This is a genomic window from Bradyrhizobium sp. SZCCHNR1051 (assembly GCF_032489615.1).
In the GTDB taxonomy this organism is placed as follows: domain Bacteria; phylum Pseudomonadota; class Alphaproteobacteria; order Rhizobiales; family Xanthobacteraceae; genus Bradyrhizobium.
In genome coordinates this window covers 80,726-101,439 of record NZ_JAUEYJ010000020.1, presented here as the reverse complement: position 1 = coordinate 101,439, position 20,714 = coordinate 80,726, and the positions used below count along the sequence as shown (strand labels likewise).

Annotated in this window: 5 protein-coding genes (1 of these 5 cut by a window edge); all 5 read right to left on the bottom strand. The window is 66.9% G+C overall.

Annotated features, from left to right (window positions below; all coding sequences use genetic code 11):
• Window positions 1–143: 143 nt before the first annotated feature.
• The gene (locus QW868_RS23775) at window positions 144–1,475 is read right to left on the bottom strand and encodes a lysine N(6)-hydroxylase/L-ornithine N(5)-oxygenase family protein (RefSeq protein WP_316231658.1); all 1,332 of its coding nucleotides are present in this window, start codon (window positions 1,473–1,475) and stop codon (window positions 144–146) included.
• A 19-nt stretch (window positions 1,476–1,494) separates the two neighbouring features.
• A complete protein-coding gene (locus tag QW868_RS23770) occupies window positions 1,495–2,556 on the bottom strand; it encodes a GNAT family N-acetyltransferase (protein ID WP_316231657.1) in 1,062 nt (353 codons plus the stop codon).
• Window positions 2,557–2,689: 133 nt separating this feature from the next.
• Complete coding sequence (locus QW868_RS23765) at window positions 2,690–4,423, bottom strand: cyclic peptide export ABC transporter (protein WP_316231656.1); 1,734 nt, start codon at window positions 4,421–4,423, stop codon at window positions 2,690–2,692.
• On the bottom strand, window positions 4,420–5,403 hold the full coding sequence (locus tag QW868_RS23760) for an alpha/beta hydrolase (protein ID WP_316231655.1): 984 nt from the start codon (window positions 5,401–5,403) through the stop codon (window positions 4,420–4,422). The genes QW868_RS23765 and QW868_RS23760 overlap by 4 nt, the downstream gene beginning before the upstream one ends.
• A gap of 7 nt (window positions 5,404–5,410) precedes the next feature.
• Window positions 5,411–20,714 carry the 3' portion of a non-ribosomal peptide synthase/polyketide synthase gene (locus tag QW868_RS23755; protein WP_316231654.1) on the bottom strand. Its footprint extends 1,112 nt past the window's final position, so the window shows 15,304 of its 16,416 coding nt (coding positions 1,113–16,416); the start codon falls outside the window, past its right edge — the gene reads right to left on this strand; its stop codon occupies window positions 5,411–5,413.

Here is a 20,714-nt window from a genome sequence, read left to right as displayed (position 1 = left end):
GCAGTTGCAGGCACGGCGCCCCCCGATGACAATTCGACCGTGACACGCCAGGGACGGCCAGGTCGTCGCAAAGATGCCCCTTCGGCATCATTCCACGACGTCGCGCGCGGCGCGCGCGTCGTGGCTCCGCATTCGGCTTTCCATCACGAGTACACGCGCTCGGCCCGGTCCTGCGAGGGCGCGGCGTCCTGTTCTCTCGCCGTTGTCGACACGAGCGACTTCGTGATCTCCTGAGCCCGCATCGGCAGCACCGAGAGCAGCGTATCGCTGAGGCCGTGCGAGGTTTCGGCGCAGCCCTGCACATAGACGTGTGGACGAAACGCGGGACTTGTCTGCAGACGATAATCGCGATCAAGCGACGCCGACTCGATGTAGCGGCTGATCGGATCGAGACACCCCGGGATCGGAGATCGCTCGTAGCCGGTGGCGAGCACGACGGCATCGTATGCCGCTCGGCGGCGGACCTCCTCGTCCTTGTTATTGAACTCGAGCACCACCCCGTCCGGGGAGGCATGAGCTGCGACGATCTCGCTGCGCGGATGAAGCGCCAGCTTCCGAGCTCCGGCAACGCGCTGCTGGTACGTCATCCGGTAGAGCTGATCGAGCAGGTCGGGGTCGACCACCGCATAATTGGTATTGCGGAAGCTGCGGACGATTGTCTCGCGCTGCCCGTCGGACCGCGAATAGAAATAATCGGTGTAGTCCGGGTTGAAGATCTCGTTTACGAACGGGCTGCTGTCGGCCGGCTTGAGGGCATGCCCGCGGAAGACCAGATCGATCTGGGCGCCCGGAATCCGCTCGCTGAGATCGAGGGTGACCTCAGCCGCACTTTGCCCGCCGCCGATGACCGCCACCCGCGGCGAGCGGCCGTCCGATCCTGCCGCAAGCGTCGAGCCGAGATAGCCGCTGGTGTGCACGACCCGCGGATCCATCGCGACCGCTCGAAATACGGACGGGATGTGCGGCACGCCGCCGACGGCGGCCACGAGGTGCCGCGTGACGCGTGACCGTTCTTTCCCGTCAGCCATGCGCGTGAGCACGCGAAGCGCGGTGACGGACTGACCGGCGTGCACGGGCTCGACAGCCTCGACTGTCTCTCCATATGCGACCATGGCGCTGAACTGGCCGGCGACCCATCGGAGGTAGTCGTTGAACTCGATCCGGCTCGGATAGAACGTCTTGCAGTTGGTGAAGTCGAGCAGCCGGCCGGATTTGTGAAGATAGTTGACGAAGGTGAACGGACTGGTCGGATCGCGAAGCGATACCAGATCCTTGAGGAAGGAGATCTGCATGTTGCTGCCGGGCAGCAGCATTCCGCCATGCCACTTGAAGTCCTGCTGCCTTTCCACGAACAGGGACCGGCATTTCAAGCTTTGCTGCCTGGCGCAATCGTCGAGTGCAATCGCCAGTGCGAGGTTCGATGGCCCGAAGCCAACGCCGACGACATCATATTCAGGGGCAGGATGATACGACATGGGTGATGCTCCGTCCGCGCTAGGCTTCTATGGGTGCTTCCTTGGGCGCCGGCTGCCACAGCCGGTCGCCGAAGAAGCGCTCGCGCAGCAACATGACCAGGGTTGCCCGCTTGTGTGGGAAGTCGAAGTTCTTGAGCCTGGCAAAGCCCGCCAGATCCAGGTTACGCAGCTGCTGGGAATGCGCCGCCGCCGGCTCGCCGACGATGCGCTCGGTGCGGCAATCGTCGAGGAACATGTAGTGCATGAGCGAGGGAAGCCAGGCCGTGATGAAGCGGCGGCCCCGGAAGCCGTCCTCGCCGACGATCACGTGCCAGCCGCGATCATAGTCCGCCGCCTCGTAGAACGGCGCGATGCGATTTTCCTTTGCCCAATAGAGCTCGAAATAGCCGAAAGGCTGATCACCGAAGGAGCCGATCAGCGGCACCATGTGCGGGTCCGACATGATCCGCGACAGATACTCCCGGTGCTTGTCGACGTCCCCCGCCTCGTTCCAGAACGAGTCCACCCGCGGGTCGTTGAGCCAGCGGTGCACCAGCGGGAGATCGTGAGCGATGTCGACGACGCGAAAACTAATGACGTCGGACAGCCAGGGAATGAAACGGGCGTAGACGGTGCCGACCGGCTTGGGCGGTCGCCGTGGATGGCGCCTGCCATCGGTCATCGTGTAGGATAGCGGAAACGGCGGACATGCGGCGTCCGTCAGCCAGTTCTCGCGTCGCTGCATCACCATGTCCGGACGCAGCGTCAACCTGCCGTCGGTGACCACCGCAAGGCCGTCTCTCGCCAAGGCCGATGCTGCTGCCGGGTTGTCGTCGAGCGCAAGGACGAGCCTCTCCAGCGACGGCGTCCAGCCGAAGACCGCTTCGGCCATCGCCGCGACTCCGCGCGACACGCGGCCCCAATCACCGATGCCGTCGCGCACGGTCAGCCGCATCAGCTCGCCGTCTGACCGGAACGACAACAGCTCCGCGCCATCCGCGATCACCTTTATCCCGTCATCGTCGCGAACGACCGACATTGTCGCGTCAATTGCGACGGGAAATGTCCTGGCGCTGCCTGCAGCGCTCGCGGTCGCGCTCATGCGAAACCCTCCCCCTTCATTGATCTGCACGGGCGTCATCCCTGTCCACTCCCGTTCAGGATGTAGATCGGCCGGCACGACGAAAACAAGAAGGTCCGAGGCACCGCGTTTAGATTAACTACAAAGCTGCGCATCACGGCTTCGTTGCCTCAAATGACTCAATGGACTCCTGCAGAGCCGGCGTGAGCGAGCGTTGCCTTCGTGCCGGCTCGCGGCGCTCGGAGGGGTCGCCCACGTCAATATTCCCGTTGCGCAGGCGCACGATCCGATCGGCGCAGTGGAAGTAGCGATCGTCGTGCGAGATCACGATGATCGTCTTGCCGAGACGTTTGAAGTCGGCGAGCAGCTCGGTGTAGAAGATTTGACGGAACGCCGGATCCTGATCGGCCGCCCATTCGTCGAACACCAGCACGGGCCGTCCCTCGATCCAGGCATTGATCAAGGCGAGCCGCTTGCGCTGGCCTGTCGACAGGTCGGTTGTGGAGAATGCGCCGCCTTCGATGGAGACTTTGTGCGCAAGCTCGAGGCGGTCGAGATAGCGCTGTGCGAGCTCAGATCGCTGATTGCTCTGCTGTGCAAGGGTGTCGAACAGGAAATAGTCCGAGAATATTGTGGTGAAGAGCTGCCGGTAGTCGTCGCGGGTCTCGCTGACGACAGGACTGCCGTCGCGCAGCAGCACGCCGCGATCGGGCACATAGAGTCCGAGCAGCAGCTTGATCAGCGTCGTCTTACCGCTGCCGTTCTCACCGACGATGAAGACGATCTCGCCGCGGCGTATGCGAAGGTCGATCGGTCCGATGGCAAAGGGCCGTTCGGATGAGGACGCCGGGAATGCGTAGGAGACTCCGCGCAACTCGATCGATTCAATCTGGTCGGCAGTCCGGCCGGCCGGATCATCAAGCAGTTCCGCCTCTTCGGTGGTGAAACGGTCCGACAATTCGGCGATCCGACGCATCGCGACCTGGGCGCGGCCGAGCGACGGCAGCATACCGATCAACTGGTCGATCGGTCCGCGCATGAACAGCAGCACCAGAACGAAGCCGCTGGACACCGAGGCCGGGCTGTCGGGCCACAGCAGCGGACGCAGCACGAGCGTGGTCCCGATCACCAGGAACAGGAGAACCGTCCCGAGCGCACGCGCCGTCACGAGCAGATTGATGGCCTTGATCTGGACGTCGCCGATCCGGTCGACGGTCTGCCCTATCAGATCGACATGGACGTGGCGCCGGCGCGGGCGGTGCAGCCGCAACTCCTTGGCGCCGTCGGAGATCGCGCGGTAATGCTTCTGCAGGTCGTCTTCGTATTGGCGCGCGAGATTGAAGCCCGTCATTCCACGCTTGCGAGCGAGATAATGGACGAACGACCCGAGCGCGATCAAGGCTGCCGTGACCAGGAACAGCGGCCACGAGAGCACCGCCAGGTAGATCAGGCAGCCAGCGACGATGACGCCGGACACCAGGAAGGCCGGAAAGAAGAAGGCGAAATCGCTGATGGCGTCGACATCCTTGGTCAGGACCGGGATGAGGCGGTGGGACCGATAGGATTCGAGCTGGTCGATCGGCGCCATCAGGATCTTGGCGGCCAGCGACTTGCGCAGCGAGGCGACGATCCGCTGTCCAACGACGTTGGCGCTGATGTCCGAGCCGACGGAGCCGACCACGATCAGGACACAGAGACCCGCGAACGAGGCGACCAGCCCACCAATGTCGCCTGGCCCTGCGTAAAGGCCGCGGTTCACCACGGCGAGCAGACCCGCAACGCTGGCGCCGCCGAGGAGACCGAGCAGGATGGCTGCGACGAGCAGCAACCAATAAGGCCGCAGCAGGCTTCCGACGTTGGCAAGTCCTGGATTGGATGACGTCATCATCGGTCGCCAGCTCCCATTCCAATGCCGAAGACGGTGGCGAGCTTGTCGCCGATGTCGGCGCGGGCCCGCAGAGCGTCCGGCACGACGTTGCCCATGCGCAGGAACTCGTGGATCATGCCGGGATAGACCTTCAGATCCACGGCGACCCCGGCCGCGCGCAAGCCTTCAGCATAGGCCCGCCCCTCGTCGGCCAGCGGATCGAACTCGGCGAGCACGATCAGCGCAGGCGCGACGCGCGTGAGATCGGATGCCGCCAGCGGCGCAAATCGCCAGTCGTGGCGATCGGCATCCTGGGGGAGATAGTGGTCGAAGAACCAGTCCACGGTCTCGCGCTCGAGCAGATAGCCCGAGCCGTATTTTTCGTAGGAATCCGAGATCTGCTGCGGGCTGAGGCCGGGATAAGCGAGGACCTGAAGAGCGGGCTGCGGCAAGGCCCGATCGTCGCGCGCGGCGATCGCCAGGGCTGCAGCGAGCGTGCCGCCCGCACTGTCGCCACCGACCGCGACACGCCGCGGGTCCAGACCAAGCGCCGGCCCCTCGCGCCCGATCCAGGCGAGCGCATCCACGCAGTCCTCGAACGCGGTCGGAAACCGATGCTCCGGCGCCAGCCGGTAGCCGATCGACAGCACCGCCGCGCCGCTGTCATCGGCAAGACCCCGGCACAGCGGCTGGTGCGAGTCGAGGCTGCCGACGACGAAGCCGCCGCCATGCATGTAGAGCAGCACGGGCATCGGATCGGCGACGTCCAACGGCCGCGGCGCATAGAGCCGCGCGGCGATCTCCGTCCCGTCGCGCATGGGCAGCACAAGCTGTCTCTCGCATGCGAGCGGCGGCGGATCGATATCCAGCAACGGCGAGGAGGCGTCGAAATCGGCACGCGCCTGCGCCGGCGTGAGTTGCGGAAACGGAATGCGCGCGCCGGATTCCGTTCCGAGCTGAATCATCTCGAGCAGTGCAGCGATATCAGGATGAAGGCTCATGATCACCTCATTCAGCCGGTTCGGGCTGCAGATCCGGCGATGTCTGCGCCGCCCGGACGGGCTCCAGCCACGCGCCGAGCGCCGCCAGGAAGGATTCGTTGCTAAGGATCGAGAAGTGGTCGTCGCCGGCCACGCCACAATCCGCCGCGTGCGGCAGCCGCGCCGCGAGCCGATCGCGCTGTCGAAGCCGGCCGGACGTCCACCAGCAGCCGGGCGCTGCAACGAGATCGGCCGGCCATTCGACCGCCCGAGCCAGTTGCGCGAGGTGGCGCCCGACCCTGAAGGCTGCGACGATGTCGTCGACGCCGAGAAGACCGTCGCGCGGCTGCAGCGGCGCCATGCCGATTGCATCGGCGATCAGGCGCCGGATCACCTCGTCCGTCACCGGCGCGTCGGCGGAGCGGATCGCCGACACCTGCGACGTGATCGCTGAAGACTGTACGTCCGGCGCCGTGACCGACAGCAGCGCCAGCACATCGTCGGTCCAGTGCCGTCCGACCGACGGGTGCTCGCCACCATGCGGATGCGGAACGAAGCTGTCGATCAGCGCCAGGCGCTCGACCCGCTCACCGCGCCGTTCCAGTTCGGCGGCAACCAGGCATGCGACCAGCCCGCCGAGCGACCAGCCGATCAGATGATAGGGTCCTTTGCTTTGCTTCCGCACGATCTCATCGACATAACCCACGGCCATTGCCGCCAGCGACTCGTCGATGAAGGACGGTTCGACCAGCGTCCGGCACTGCAGTCCGATCAGTTGTCTCTGTCCCTCCAAACGGCGCGCCAGCGGCGCATAGTCGAACACCGTGCCGAATCCGCCGTGAAGGCAGAACACCGGCGGCGTGCCATCGACCAGCGAACTCAGGGGCAGCAGCGCCGACGGCCGCGTGGATGATGCTGCGGGGGTGCCGAGCAAGGCGCGAATGGTCGGCTTCTGCAGGAGATCGCGCAGCTTGATCTCGCCATCGAGGACCGGGTCGCGGCGAAGTCGCGCGATCACCTTGAGGCTGAGAATCGAATTGCCGCCGAGTTCGAAGAAGTTGTCGGTGACGCCGACTTGCGCGACGCCGAGAACCTCCGCCCACAGCTTCGCCATCGCGACTTCGGCAGCGCTTTCCGGCGCGATGAACGCGGCCACGGCAGCGGTGTCCGGCGCCGGCAACGCCTTGCGATCGACCTTGCCGCTCGACAGCGTCGGCAGACGCTCGAGCACGATGATGCGAGCCGGCACCATGTAGGCCGGCAAGGTCCGGCGCAGCGCGGCAGTCAGCGCCGCGGACAGCCGCTCGGCCGCAGCAGCGGTGGCGTCGCATGGCGCTCGCGGCGCCACATAGGCCACCAGCTGATTGCCACCCGCTCCGGGTACGGCGATCACGGCGGCCTGCGCGACCGCCGGTTTGATAAGCAAGGCTGTTTGAATTTCGCCAAGCTCGATCCGGAAACCGCTGACCTTGACCTGATCGTCGCTGCGTCCGAGATATTCGATCGTGCCGCTCGCATCCCATCGCGCCAGGTCGCCGGTGCGGTAGAGACGTGCGCCCTCGTTCGTCGAAAATGGATCCGGCACGAAGCGTTCCGCCGTCATGCCTGGCTTTGCGTGGTACCCGCGCGCGAGCCCGAACCCGCCGATGTAGAGCTCGCCGGCGGCGCCCGCTGGAACGAGATTCAGGAAGGCATCGAGGATGTAGGCCGTGCGGCGGCCGACGGGACTGCCGATCGGCGCATAGGCCTTGTCACACTCCGCGCTGCCGTCGACCTTCCAGACGAGCGGTGTCACGACGGTCTCGGTCGGACCATATCCGTTGATCAGGATCTGCGGCTTCAGCGTCCGCCTGACCTTGTCGAAGCCGGCCTTCGGCATGGCCTCGCCACCGAACGAATACAGCCTCACCGGCGGCGGATTGCCAGTCTGCGCCACCCATTCGGCGACCTGCTGGAGATAGGCCGGCGGCAGGCCGATGTGCGTGATGCGCTGGGCATGAAGCGTCGCAACGGTCTGCTCGGGCGTCCATAGCTCCGCATCGCGCATGACCAGCCTTGCGCCCTGCGACAGCACCGTGAGCCAGCGCTCATGTGCGCCGTCGAACGCCAGCGACAGGAAATGCAGCTCGCTTGCGTGCTCATCGAGCTCGTAGAGCGAAGCGGTCGCCCTGCAATGCATCGCGAGCGGGCCATGCGCAACCGCAACGCCCTTCGGCCGCCCGGTGGAGCCTGACGTGTAGATCACATAAGCGAGGTTCTCCGGATGCAGATGAGGATCCGGCGCATGATGCGGACCGGCTTCGAAATCAAACGAGGCGAGATCGATGGCCCGAACGCCGGCGATGGCGGCGACGTGACGCGAGCCGGACAGCAGAACCGTGATGCCGGCGTCACGCATCACAAAGTCAATGCGGTCCGGCGGCAGCTCGGGATCAAGCGGCACATAGGCTCCGCCGGCCTTCAGCACGGCGAGCAGCGCTGCCATCGTGGCGTCGTTGCGCTCGACGACGACCCCGACTCGCTGGTCCGGCCTGAGCCCGGCCTCGATGAGATGGTGCGCGAGCCGATTGGCGCGACGATCGAGCTCGCCGTAGGAGACGTTGCTGCCGCCGATCGTGAGAGCGACACGCTCAGGATTGCGCTGTGCATGACCGCCGATCATTTCGTGCACGAGCGGGCGCGTCGCGGCAGACGCCGCCCGACCATTGCAGACACGTGCTCGCTGCACGTCCTGAGCAGCCGCCGCATCGATCGCGCCGAGCGGGGCATCCGGACTTCGCATCATGACCGCAAGCAGATGTTCGAACTGTGCCCTCACCTGCTCCGCCTGATCCGGCGTGAAGTGGCTCGGCATATAGGTGAATTCGACCTGCAGCGTATCCTCGACCAAGACGGACAGATCCATCGGATAGTTGGTGACGTCGACATTGCGCAGCTCGCCGAATTGAAGCGAGCCGTCACCCTGCAGCAGGCCACGCTCGACCGGATAGTTCTCGAACACGATGATGCTGTCGAACATGGTTTCGCCGGCACGCCCGGCCCAGCTCTGGATGTCGTAGAGCGGCGTCTGCTCGAAGTTGCGCATCGCGGCGTTACGGTCCTGAATGGCGCGCAGCCAGTCACCGATCAGAACATCCGGCGGGGGCGCCTCGATCATCGGCAGCGTATTGATGAACAGGCCGATCATCTGCTCGGCGCCGTCGAGACCGGGCGGACGGCCAGCGACGGTGACGCCGAACGTGATGGTCTGCTGGCCGGTGTAGCGCTGCAGCAGCAGCGCCCAGACGCCCTGGATGAGCGTGTTCAGCGTGATGCGCTCGTGCCGTGCGAACGCCTTCAATGCCGCGGTCGCATCCTTGTCGAGCCGCGTGTAGCAGCGGCGATGTCCGTGCGCATCGTGGCGCCGCGCGCCGAAGGCATCGGCCAGTTGCGTCGGCTGGTCGAAGGCCGTGAGTTGTCCTCGCCAGAAGCGCTCGGCCGCCTGCGCGTCCTGGGCCAGAAGCCAGGCAACATAGTCGCGATAGTGCGCCGAACGAGCCGTGAGCGCCCGCCCGGCACAGCGCTGCAGGATTTCGGCGATGAAGCGGGCCGAGCTCCAGCCATCCATCAGGATGTGGTGGTAAGTCCAGATCAGGCGATGGCGATCGTGGTCGAGCCGCAACAGGCGGACACGCTGCAGCGGCGGTACCGCGAGATCGAACTCGGCGTCACGCTCTGCGGCCAGGGTCGCTGACAGCCGCGCCTCATCGACGGCCTGTCCGCGCCAGTCTTCCGTCGTGAACGGCACGCTCGCCTCGCGATGGACCGCCTGCAGCGGTGCGCCGGACAGCTCGCGCCAGAGGAAACCGGTGCGCAACATCGGATGACAAGCAGAGACCTCCTGCCACGCGCTGCGCAGCCGCTCGACGTCCAGCCCTCGGATCTCGACGCTGACCTGGTTGACATAGACGCCGCTGCCGGCATCGCGCAGGCTGTGAAACAGCATGCCCTGCTGCATCGGCGAGAGCGGATAGACGTCCTCGATGCGGTCCCAGTCGACACCAAGCCGCGCGAGCTCCTCACTCGTCAGTCCCGACAATGCGCCGCGCGCGACGGTAACCGGGGGCTGGTCGTTCCGCGCCACCAGGCAGGCCGGCGCGAGCAGCTCGATCGTCTGCAGCCGGAACACGTCTCTCGGCTCCAGCTCGAGACCGGCGCGGCGTGCGCGACTGACCATCTGCAGCGAGATGATCGAGTCGCCGCCGAGCTCGAAGAAGTTGTCGGTGACGCCGACATCCACCTGGTGCAGCAGCTCGGCCCAGATCGCAGCGAGTGCGGCCTCGGTCGGATTGCGTGGCGCGATGCGCTGTCCCTGTCCAAGCCGCGTATCGGGCAACGGCAACGCCTTGCGATCGATCTTGCCGTTCGGTGTCAGCGGCAGCCGCGGCAGCACCATCACGCGCGACGGCACCATGTAGTCTGGCAGCGCTGACGCGAGAGTCGCGCGCAGCTCGGCCCCGTCGAGCGCATCGCCGCCGCTGACATAGCCGACGAGCTGCCGGCCGCCGCCGAGTTCCTGCGCCACCACGACGCTGTCGCGCACGCCGGGCTGTGATCGCAACCGCGCCTCGATCTCGCCGAGCTCGATGCGGTGGCCGCGGATCTTCACCTGATGGTCGGCACGGCCGACATAGTCGAGCAAACCGTCGGCGCGCCACCGCGCCAGATCGCCGGTGCGGTACAGCCGCGCACCGGGATCGCTGAATGGATCGGGAATGAAGCGCTCGGCGCTAAGCACCGCTCGCCGCCAATAGCCGCGGGCCACGCCCTCGCCGCCGATGAAGAGCTCGCCTGTCACGCCGACGGGGGCGGGGTTGAGATCGCCGTCGAGCACATGCAGCGTGGTGCTGCCGATCGGGCCGCCCAGGACGGGTGCGGGATCGCGTGCGTCGAGCCGATGGCGCGCTGACCACACCGTGGTTTCGGTCGGCCCGAAAAGGTTCCAGGCCTCGCCTCCGAGCGCGAGCAGCCGAAGCGCCAGGTCGGGCGCCAGCGCCTCGCCGCCGCTCAGCAAGCGGCAGCCCCGAGGCAGCCATCCGTGCGAACCGTCGTCGTGATCGAGCAGCATGCGCCAGCTCGACGGCGTCGCCTGAATCATGGTCACGCCCTGCCGGGCCACGATCGCCTTCAATCTCGCCGGATCATGGGCCGAGGCGCGATCGGCCAGCACGATCCGAGCGCCACGCGTCAGCGGCAGCCAGAGCTCGAGCACCGCGATGTCGAACGACAGCGAGGTCAAACCGAGCACGCGGTCATCGCGCGCAATGCCGGGCTGCTCAGCCATCGTCGCCAGGAAGTTCGTCACGGCGCCATGGCGCACCATCACGCCCTTGGGCAGGCCGGTCGAACCGGAGGTGTAGATGACGTAAGCGAGGCTTTCAGGATGGATGGCGACGTCGAGATTGCCTGCGTCGACCGTTTCTTCTGAAGCCACCTCGTCCAGCAGCCAAGCCTGGGCGTGGCCGCCTGCCAGCACCGGCGCGAGCCCGTCGTGGAGCGTCGCTTGCGTCAGCAACAGCTTCGCGCCGCTGTCGGACAGCATGTGCGCGAGACGCTCGGCCGGATAGTCCGGATCGAGCGGCAGATAGGCTCCGCCCGCCTTGAGCACCGCGAGCAGCGCCACCATCATCGTGACACTGCGCTCCAGCGCCAGTCCCACCACCACATCGGGACCGACGCCGTGCTCCCTGAGCCTATGGCCCAGCCGGTTCGCGCGCGCATTCAGCGCGCCGTAGCTGATCGTCTCCTCATTGTGCACGAGCGCAATCGCATCGGGCGCGCGCCCTGCTTGGGCCTCGAACTGAGCGACGACACCCGGCGCTATGACGGCCCCGGCCGTTGCGTTGACCCGCGCCAGCAGCGCGATGTCCGCGGGATCATCGGCCGCAAGGCAGCCGACCGCCTGCTCGGCATCGCCAGTGATGGCCGCGAGCAGTTGCACGAACGCCGTCTGCAGCCGGCGAATCTGGGCTTCGTCGAAATGTTGCTGCTGGAAATTGAATACCAGCCGCAGCTCTGCTTCGAGACCGACGCTGACGAACAGCGGGTAGTTGCTCGTTTCGAGGATCCTCGTCCGGCTGACGCTCACGCGGCCGTCTCGGGTTTTCAAGGCCTCGTCCACCGGATAGTTCTCGAATACCAGGATGCTGTCGAACAGCGGACGCCCTGCCTGACCCGCGATCCGCTGAACCTCGGCCAGCGGCATCCAGCCATGATCCCGCAGGGCGAGATTGCGATCCTGCAGGTCGCGCAGCCACGCACCAACCCGCCGCTGCGGATCCTCGGCATCGATCACGGGCAAGGTGTTGATGAACAGGCCGACCATCTCCTCGGCGCCAGCGAGCCCAGCGGGCCGGTCCGAGACCGTCACGCCGAAGCAGACCGTATCCTGGCCGGTGAACCGACGCAGCAATTGCGCCCATGCCGCCTGCATCACCGTGTTCAGCGTGACCCGCTCGCGGGTCGCGAAACTTTGCAGTCGCTCGCTGAGATCGACGTCCACCGCCATGGTGAGTGAGCCATGGCCCACGCGCCCGTCGACCGCAGGCTGCGCCAGCAGGCTCGGCTCGTCGAGCCCGGCCAACGCAGCTCGCCAGAACTCGGCCGCAGCACCATGGTCCTGCGCCTGCAGCCAGGCGATGTAGTCGCGGTAGCGCGGCGGCTGTCCCTGCAGCGCCGCCTGCTCCTCGTGCTGCATCACCTCGGCGATGAATCGGGCCGAGCTCCAGCCGTCCATCAGAATGTGATGATGAGTCCAGATCAGCCAATGCCGGTCGTCGGCGATCCGGATCAGCCTCACGCGCTGCAGCGGCGGCCGCGAGAGATCGAAGCCGTCGGCGCGCTCGCGGTCTGCAGCCGCCATGAGCGCAGCATCCAAAGCGGCCGGGGCGAGCTGCGCCGCACGTTCCCGCCAATCCTCCGCGACGAAGGGAACGTCGGCACTGCGATGCACGACCTGCTGCGGTGGTCCCCGCAATTCACGCCACAGGAAACCGGTGCGAAGCACGGTATGGCGATTGCTGACCGCCTGCCATGCGGCTTGCAGCTTGCCGGCGTCGAGACCGCGGATCTCGGCGGCAACCTGGTTGACGTAGACCCCGGTGCCGTCGTCGTGCAACGCGTGGAACAGCATGCCCTGCTGCATCGGCGACAGCGGATAGATGTCCTCGACCTCGCGCCAATCCAGCGCCAGCGCATCGAGCTCGGCCTGGCTCAGCTTCGACAGCGGCACATCGGACGGCGTCACGCCATGGACGCCGCTCGTGCAGTGATCGACCAGCTCACGCAGCGCCGCCTCAAAACAGTCCGCCAAGCGCGCAATCGTCTCGCGGCGTTGACGCTTCCTGCTGAAGCCGAACGATAGCTCCAGACGACCGTCGAGCACCCTCGCATTGATGGCGATATGGTGGCGCAACGGGCTCGATGCCGCACGCGACGGGCCGGCGCTCTCGGGCGCGATCGAGAACAGCGCAGTCTCGTCCGTGCTGCCATCGACCTGACCGAGATAGTTGAACCCGATGCGCGGCTGCGCTCCCGTCGTCAGCGTCGCACGCTGGGCATCAGAACCCAGATAGCGCAGGACGCCGTAACCAAGTCCCCGGCTGGGGACTGACCGCAGCATCTCCTTGGTCGTCTTGATCAGCACCGCGGGTGGCTGCGATCCAGCTATCAGATGTACCGGAAACGCAGTCGTGAACCAGCCGATGGTTCGCGACAGATCGAGCCCGCCGCCCAGATCCTCGCGGCCGTGGCCTTCGAGCTCGACCGTCATGATTTCGCGGCCCGACCACCGCCACACCGCGCGCGCGAGCGCCGACAGCAGCAGATCATTGACCTGGGTTCTGTACGCCCCGTGCGCCGTGCCCAGCAGACGCGCGGTCAGCTCGGCGTCGATCGCAAGCGGCACGTCGTCGGCGTCGGCGATCGTATCCCGATCCGCATGATCAGAATCGCATGGCACGTCGTCCGCCCGCCGGAGCCCTGACCAGTAGTCCAGCTCGGCAACCAGCGCATCCGAGGCCGCGTGTGCGCGTAGCGCTGCGCCCCATTGGGCGTAGGCGTGCGTCTTGGCCGGCAGTGTCGCCTCTTGCCCGCGCATGAGCTGCTCATAGGCAGCCGCGATATCCTCCAGCAGCACGCGCCACGACACGCCGTCGATCACGAGGTGATGGATCACGATCAGGAGGCGCTGCTCGCCCTCCGGCAGATCCATGCCGACCATCCGCACCAAACGACCATGCGCGAGCGAGAGGCTCGCCTGGACCTCTGCGGCGAGCGCGGTGACCGCCTCGCCGTCGGCCAACTCGCACGACCGCAACAGGTCCGACACAGCCGGCCCCGGCCCGTGCTCGGCGCGCCAGACACCGTCGATGCGTTCGAAGCGCAGTCGCAGTGCGTCGTGATGCGCGACGACGGCCACCGCTGCGCGTCGCAACACGTCCCAGTCGAGCCGCCGCCGCGGCCGCAGCAGCAAAGCCTGATTCCAGTGATCAGGGGCGTCCAGTTCCTGCTCGAAGAAGCGGAGCTGAATCGGCAGCAACGGAAGTGCCCCGGCGATGCGCCCCTGCTCTGCCGTCGTCTCCAGCCGGACGATCACCCGCGCGTCGCGCGCCAGGGCTTCCAGCGTCTGGTGCTTGAAGACGTCTCGCGGCTCGATCAGAAGGCCGGCCCGCCGCGCACGACTGACCATCTGCAGCGAGATGATGGAATCGCCACCGAGTTCGAAGAAATTGTCGGTCATCCCGACATCCGGCTGATGCAGCAGCTCGGCCCAGATGGTGGCCAACGCAGCCTCGGCCGGCGTCCGCGGCGCAATCCGCATCGCCGCAACGGGCGCCTCCGGCGCCGGCAGCGCGTTGCGATCGACCTTGCCATTCACCATCAGAGGCAGGCGGTCGAGGACCATGATCCGCGCCGGCACCATGTGGTCTGGCAGCGTTGCGGACAGGGCCTCACGCAGCGTCGCAGCATCGAGCATGCCGTCGCCGCAGACATAGCCGACCAGCTGCCGGCCCACGCCGAAATCCCTGGCGATCACAACGGCCGCGCTGACCGAGGGCTGCTGCAGGAGTCGCGCCTCGATCTCGCCGAGCTCGATGCGGAAGCCGCGAACCTTTACCTGGTGATCGGCCCGGCCGACATAGTCGATGGCGCCGTCGCTGCGCCAGCGCGCCAGATCGCCGCTTCGATAGAGCCGCGCGCCGGGAGGTCCGAAAGGATCGGGAATGAAGCGCTCGGCCGTCAGCGCCGCGCGCCCGAGATAGCCGCGCGCCAGCCCGTCTCCGCCGATATGGAGCTCGCCCGTCGTTCCCTCGGCGACCGGATTGAGATCGGCATCGACAATGCGCAGGGTCGTGCCCGGGATCGGAAATCCGATCGGCACGCCCGATCCGCTCGGCCCGCGACAGTGCCAGAAGCTGGCATTGATGAGCGCTTCGGTCGGCCCATACCGATTGTCGATCCGGATCGCGGGGAACACCGAATAGACCTGGTCCTTCAGCTGGACCGGCAGGGCCTCGCCACCGGAGAACAGGCGCTTCAAGGTCACGCATCGCTGAACCTCTGGCTCAGCCACGAATTGCGCGAGCATCTGCGGCACGAAATGCAGCGTGGTCACGCCATGCGCAGTGACCGCATCGATCAGCCGCTTCGGCTCGCGATGTGCGCCCGGCGCTGCAATCGCAAGCCGCGCGCCGACGATCAGCGGCCACAGGATTTCCCACACCGCGACGTCGAAGCTGAACGGCGTCTTCTGCAACAGCGTTTCGCCGGGATCGAGCCCGTACTCCCGCTGCATCCAGGCGAGCCGCGCCGCCAGCGCGCCACGCGTGCAGGCCACGCCCTTGGGCACGCCGGTCGAGCCGGACGTGTAGATCACATAGGCGAGGCTCTCGGCATGAACCGGAATCCGAACATCGGAGCCATCAGTGGCGCGCAAACCGCGCCCCTCACGGACGCCGTCGACCACGATCAACTCGGCGCCCGCCCCTGCCGTGATCTCGATCAGCCGATCGCGCAGTTGCGCCTGCGTCAGCACCAGCCGGGCGCCACTGTCGCACAGCATCGCGGCGAGCCGCTTGGCGGGATAGTCCGGATCGAGCGGCAGGTAGCCGGCGCCGGCTTTCATAACGGCCAGCACAGCCACGACCAGGTCGTCGCTGCGCTCGAATGCCAAGCCGACCGGAGCATCCAGAGCGACGCCGGCCTGCCTGATCTGTCGCGCCAGTCGGTTGGCCCGCGCATTCAGTTCGGCGTAGCTGATCCTCTCCTGACCGGAGATCACGGCAATGGCCGCAGGCGACCGTGCGACCTGCTGCTCGATCTGCGTCACGACGTCGACGAAGTCGTCATTCACCGCCCGCGCGACAGGTCCCGAGCCCCAGCCGAGCACTCGATGCAAAGCGGCGGCATCCAATCCATGCAGCTCTGCAACCGGTCGGCTGCTGTCGTCGGCAATGCGCGCGAGCAGACAGGCGAAAGCTGCCTGTATCCGCTCGATCTGCGCCTGGTCGAACCGGCTGCGATCGTAACGGAATCCAAGCCGGATGCCCCTGTCCGTCACGAACACCGCGACCGTGAGCGCATAGTTCGTGATCGAGATCTGCTCGGCACGGCTGGCACGCGGCCCCTCGCCGGCCTGATCGCGCAGCGCCGCGTCGACCGGATAGTTCTCGAACACGAAGATGGAGTCGAACAGCGGCCGGCCGGCGCGGCCCGCAAGCCGCTGAATCTCGTGGAGCGGCATCCAGCCATGCTCGCGCAGGTCGACGTTGCGATCCTGCAAACCGCGCAGCCAATCACCGACCGACGTCTGAGGTCTCGCATCCTCGAACACGGGCACGGTGTTGATGAACAGGCCGACGGTCTCCTCCACGCCCGCGATCTCAGGCGGCCGGCCGGAGATCGTGGCGCCGAAGCAGGCGACATCCTGGCCGGTCAAGCGCCGCAGCAGCTGTCCCCAGGCCGCTTGCAGGACCGTGTTCAGGGTCACCCGCTCGCGCCGCGCCACGACCTGCAGCCGCTCCGTCGTCGCCGCATCGATGACGAGATCGATCGAGCCATGGCCGTCGGCAGGCGCGGCCGGCCCGCCCAGCGCATCGGCAAGCAGGCTCGGCTCGCCGACCGTCGAGAGCGAGCGTGCCCAGAACGCACTCGACGCATCGCGATCCTGCTGCTGCAGCCAGGCAATGTAGTCGCGATAGCGGCCGCGTGGGGCGGACAGCGACGCGCCACCGACATGCTGCATGATCTCGCCGATGAGCCTTGCCGCGCTCCAGCCGTCGAGCAGGATGTGATGATGTGTCCAGATCAGGCGGTGCACACCGCCGCCGAGATCGATGAGACGGACCCGCTGCAATGGCGGACGCGACAGGTCGAAGCCGGCCCGCCATTCGGCTGCGGCCACATCGGCCAGCGCCGCGTCACGCGCGGCCTGATCCATCGAGTCCACACGGTCGCGCCAGTCCTCCTCGACGAAGGGGACAGGAACCTGCCGGTGGACGACCTGCTGCGGCGCGCCCGACAATTCTCTCCACACGAACACTGTCCGCAGCACCGCGTGTCTCGCCGTCACCGCCTGCCACGCCGCGCGCAATCGCGCCGCGTGCGCACCGCTGATGTCGACGGCGATCTGGCTGACATAGTTGCCGCTGTCACCATCGCGCAGCGCGTGGAACAGCATGCCCTGCTGCATCGGCGACAGCGGATAGATATCCTCGATATCGCGCCAATCGCGCGACGCTCCGAGCAGGTCGAGCTCCGGCTGGCTGAGGCCTGAGAGCGGAACGTCCGACGGCGTGAGGCCGTATACGCCGCTCGTGCAATGCGCGACGAGTTCGCGCAGGGCCGCGGAATAGCACGCGGCCAGCCGCTCGATCGTCGCGCGGCGATAGCGTCGGCGGCCGAAGCTGAATGTCAGCCTCAGCTGGCCATCAAGCACTTGACCGTTGATGCTGAGCCAGCGCCCGAGCGGCGCGCTGGCGCTGCGTGACGGCCCCGCGCTTTCCGGCGCGAGCGCGAAGGCAGGGTCAGAGCCGGCGCCGAACTGGCCGAGATAGTTGAAGACGATCCGCGGCTCGGCTCCGCCCGTCAGGGCGGCGCGCTGCTCGGGGCTGCCGCAATAGCGCAGCACGCCGTAGCCGAGCCCGCGCGCCGGGATGGCCCGTAATTCCTCCTTGATCGATCTGATCAGCGTGGCGCTATCGCCAGCACAGCCGGCGAGTCGAACGGGAAACGCGGTCGTGAACCAGCCGACCGTTCGCGACAGGTCGAAGCCCTCGAAAATGTCTTCCCGGCCGTGACCTTCGAGCTCGACCAGACATTCATCGAGCCCGCTCCAGCGGCTGACCGCGCGGGCCAGCGCCGCCAGCAGCAGGTCATTGACCTGGGTCCTGTAGGCAGCGGGCGCCTGCTTGAGCAGTTGCCCGGTCATGTCGGTATCGAAGGACACGACGACATCCTCACCATCGGCGACGCGATCGGTCTCGCCGTGATCATCGTCGCATGGCACGTCGCCGGCGGCGGTCCGCTGTCTCCAATAGTCGAGCTGACCAGCCAGCTCCTCGCTGGCGGCGTAGTCTTCGAGACTGATGCCCCATGACGCCATGGACCGGCTCTTGGAAGGCAGAGCAATCGCGGCCGCTCCCTGCGCCACCTGTCGATACGCCGAGGCGATGTCCTCGAGCAGCACGCGCCAGGACACGCCATCGACGACGAGATGATGCACGACGATGAGAAGCCTCTGGCTGCCGTCGGCAACGTCCATGCCGACGAGCCGCAGCAACGGTCCCTGCAGAGACAGGCTTGCCTGCGCGGTCGCGGCAGCCGAGGTGACCTCAGCCGCATCGGCGACGGTGCGGATCCAGAGCAGATCGGCGCTCGCCGGCATCGCGCCGTATCTCGCCTGCCACTCTCGGTCGCTTTGCCGAAATTGCAGCCGCAGGGCATCGTGATGCGCCACCACGGCCTCGACCGCCTGCGCCATCACCCACCAGTCGAGCCGCGCCGACGGCACGAGCATCAACGCCTGATTCCAGTGATGCCGTTCGCCGGCGTCCTCGGCAAAGAAGCGGCGCTGGATCGGCAACAGCGGCACCGGATCGCCATCGCGCGCAAGCGGCTCAGCGGATGCAACGACGGCCCGATCGCGACGCGCGACCCGCGCCAGCTCCTGCAGCGTCTGATGCCGGAACAGGTCGCGCGGCTCGATGGCAAGCCCGCACTGGCGCGCACGTCCGACCACCTGCAGCGAGATGATGGAATCGCCGCCGAGCTCGAAGAAATTGTCGGTCAGGCCCACCCGCGAATGGCCAAGCAATTCGGCCCAGATCGCCGCCAGCTCCAATTCCGCGGGGGACTGCGGCACGACGTAGTCGGTCTCGGCGGACAATTGCTCGGGCGTCGGCAAGGCGTCGCGATCGACCTTGCCATGCGCCGTGAGCGGCATCTGCGGCATCAGCACGATCCGCGCCGGAACCATGTAGTCCGGCAGCTCCTCCGAGAGCGCCGCCCGCAGCCCGGTCTCGTCGAGGCCGTCCTCGCCGCAGACATAGCCGATGAGCTGCTGGCGTCCGGCGATCTCGCGTGCCACCACCACCGCCGACCGAACACCCGTCTGCCGCGTCAGCCGTGCCTCGACCTCGCCTGGCTCGATGCGGAAGCCGCGGATCTTGAGCTGATGGTCGGAACGTCCGACATAGTCGATCACGCCGTCGGCACGCCAGCGCGCCAGATCGCCCGTGCGGTACAGTCGCGCGCCCGGCGCACCGAACGGATCGGGGATGAAGCGCTCCGCCGTCAGCGCCGGCCGATTCCAATAGCCGGCCGCGAGCCCCTCGCCGCCGATATGGAGCTCGCCGGTGACGCCGACCGGAACGATGTTGAGATCGCCGTCGAGAACATAGGCCGAGCGCCGGCCGACAGGACGGCCGATCGGCGCATAGCCGCAGTCGATCTCGGCATCGGCGTCGACCTTCCAGACCAGCGGTGTGACCACCGTCTCCGTCGGACCATAGCCATTGATCAGCTTGCGCGGCCGCAGCGCCTGCCTGACCTTGTCGAAGCCGGATTTGGGCATCGCCTCGCCGCCGAACGAATACAGCGACACGGGCGGCGGATCGCCGCTCCACGCCGCGAAGTCGGCGAGCTGCTGCAGATAGGCCGGCGGAAAGCCGGCATTGGTCACCCGCTGCGCGCCCATCACGTCGAGCGTCTTCTCCGCCGACCAGAGATCGGCATCACGCATCACCAAGGTCGCGCCGCAGCCCAGCGCGGTCCACAACCGCTCATGCGCGCCGTCGAACGTGAAGGAGAGGAAGTGCAGCTCGCGCGACTGCCGGCCCATCTCGTAGAGCTCGGCGGTGGCCTCGCAATGCATTGCGAACGATCCGTGAGCGACCGCAACGCCCTTCGGCACGCCGGTGGAGCCGGACGTATAGATCACGTAGGCGAGGCTCGCGGGATGGACATCGACCGCCGGGTCGCTCTCCGTCGTCTCAGCCGCCATCGCGCCGAGATCGACGACCGCGATCCCCGGCATCGGCGGCCATTGCGATCGTCCCGCCGCATCGACCAGCACGACGCGCGCGCCGGCATCTCGAACGGTGGCGGCCAGCCGCGCTGGCGGATGATCAGGATCGAGCGGCAGATAGGCCGCGCCGGCCTTCAGGACGGCAACAAAACCGGCGACGAGATCGGGCGAGCGCCGCATCGAGAGCCCGACGAGCTCGCCGGGACGAACGCCGAGCGTTGCAAGATGCTGTGCGATGGCGTTGGCGCGGCGATCGAGCGCCTGATAGGTGATCGTCTCGGCCCCCAACACCAGGGCCGCTGCGCTCGGCGTCTCCTTTGCGTGCCGGGCGAACATCCGATGCACCGGCTGGAACGGCATGAGCGCGGGAGGGCAAGCGTTCCACTGTCTGACGTCGTCGCGTTGCCGGGCCGACAACAGCTCCAATGCCGCGATCCGACGTGTGGGATCCGCGACCATCGCCTGTAGGATCGTCAGCCAATGCCCGGCGAGCCGTGCGATGGTCGACCGGTCGAACAGCGCGGTGGCAAAGGAGAACAGCGCCGAGACGTCTCCCGACGGCGCCTCCTCGCTGTCGAGAGCGAGGTCGAATTTCACCGTGTCGATCTCTGCCGCGATCGTCTCGATCTGCAATTCGGACGCAGCCGGCGCATGCGCCGGCTCGCGCCGATGCTGATGGTTATAGAGCACCTGGAATAGCGGCATCTGGCTCAGGCTGCGCTGCGGCTGCAGCACGTCGAGCAGCCGCTCGAACGGAAGATCCTGG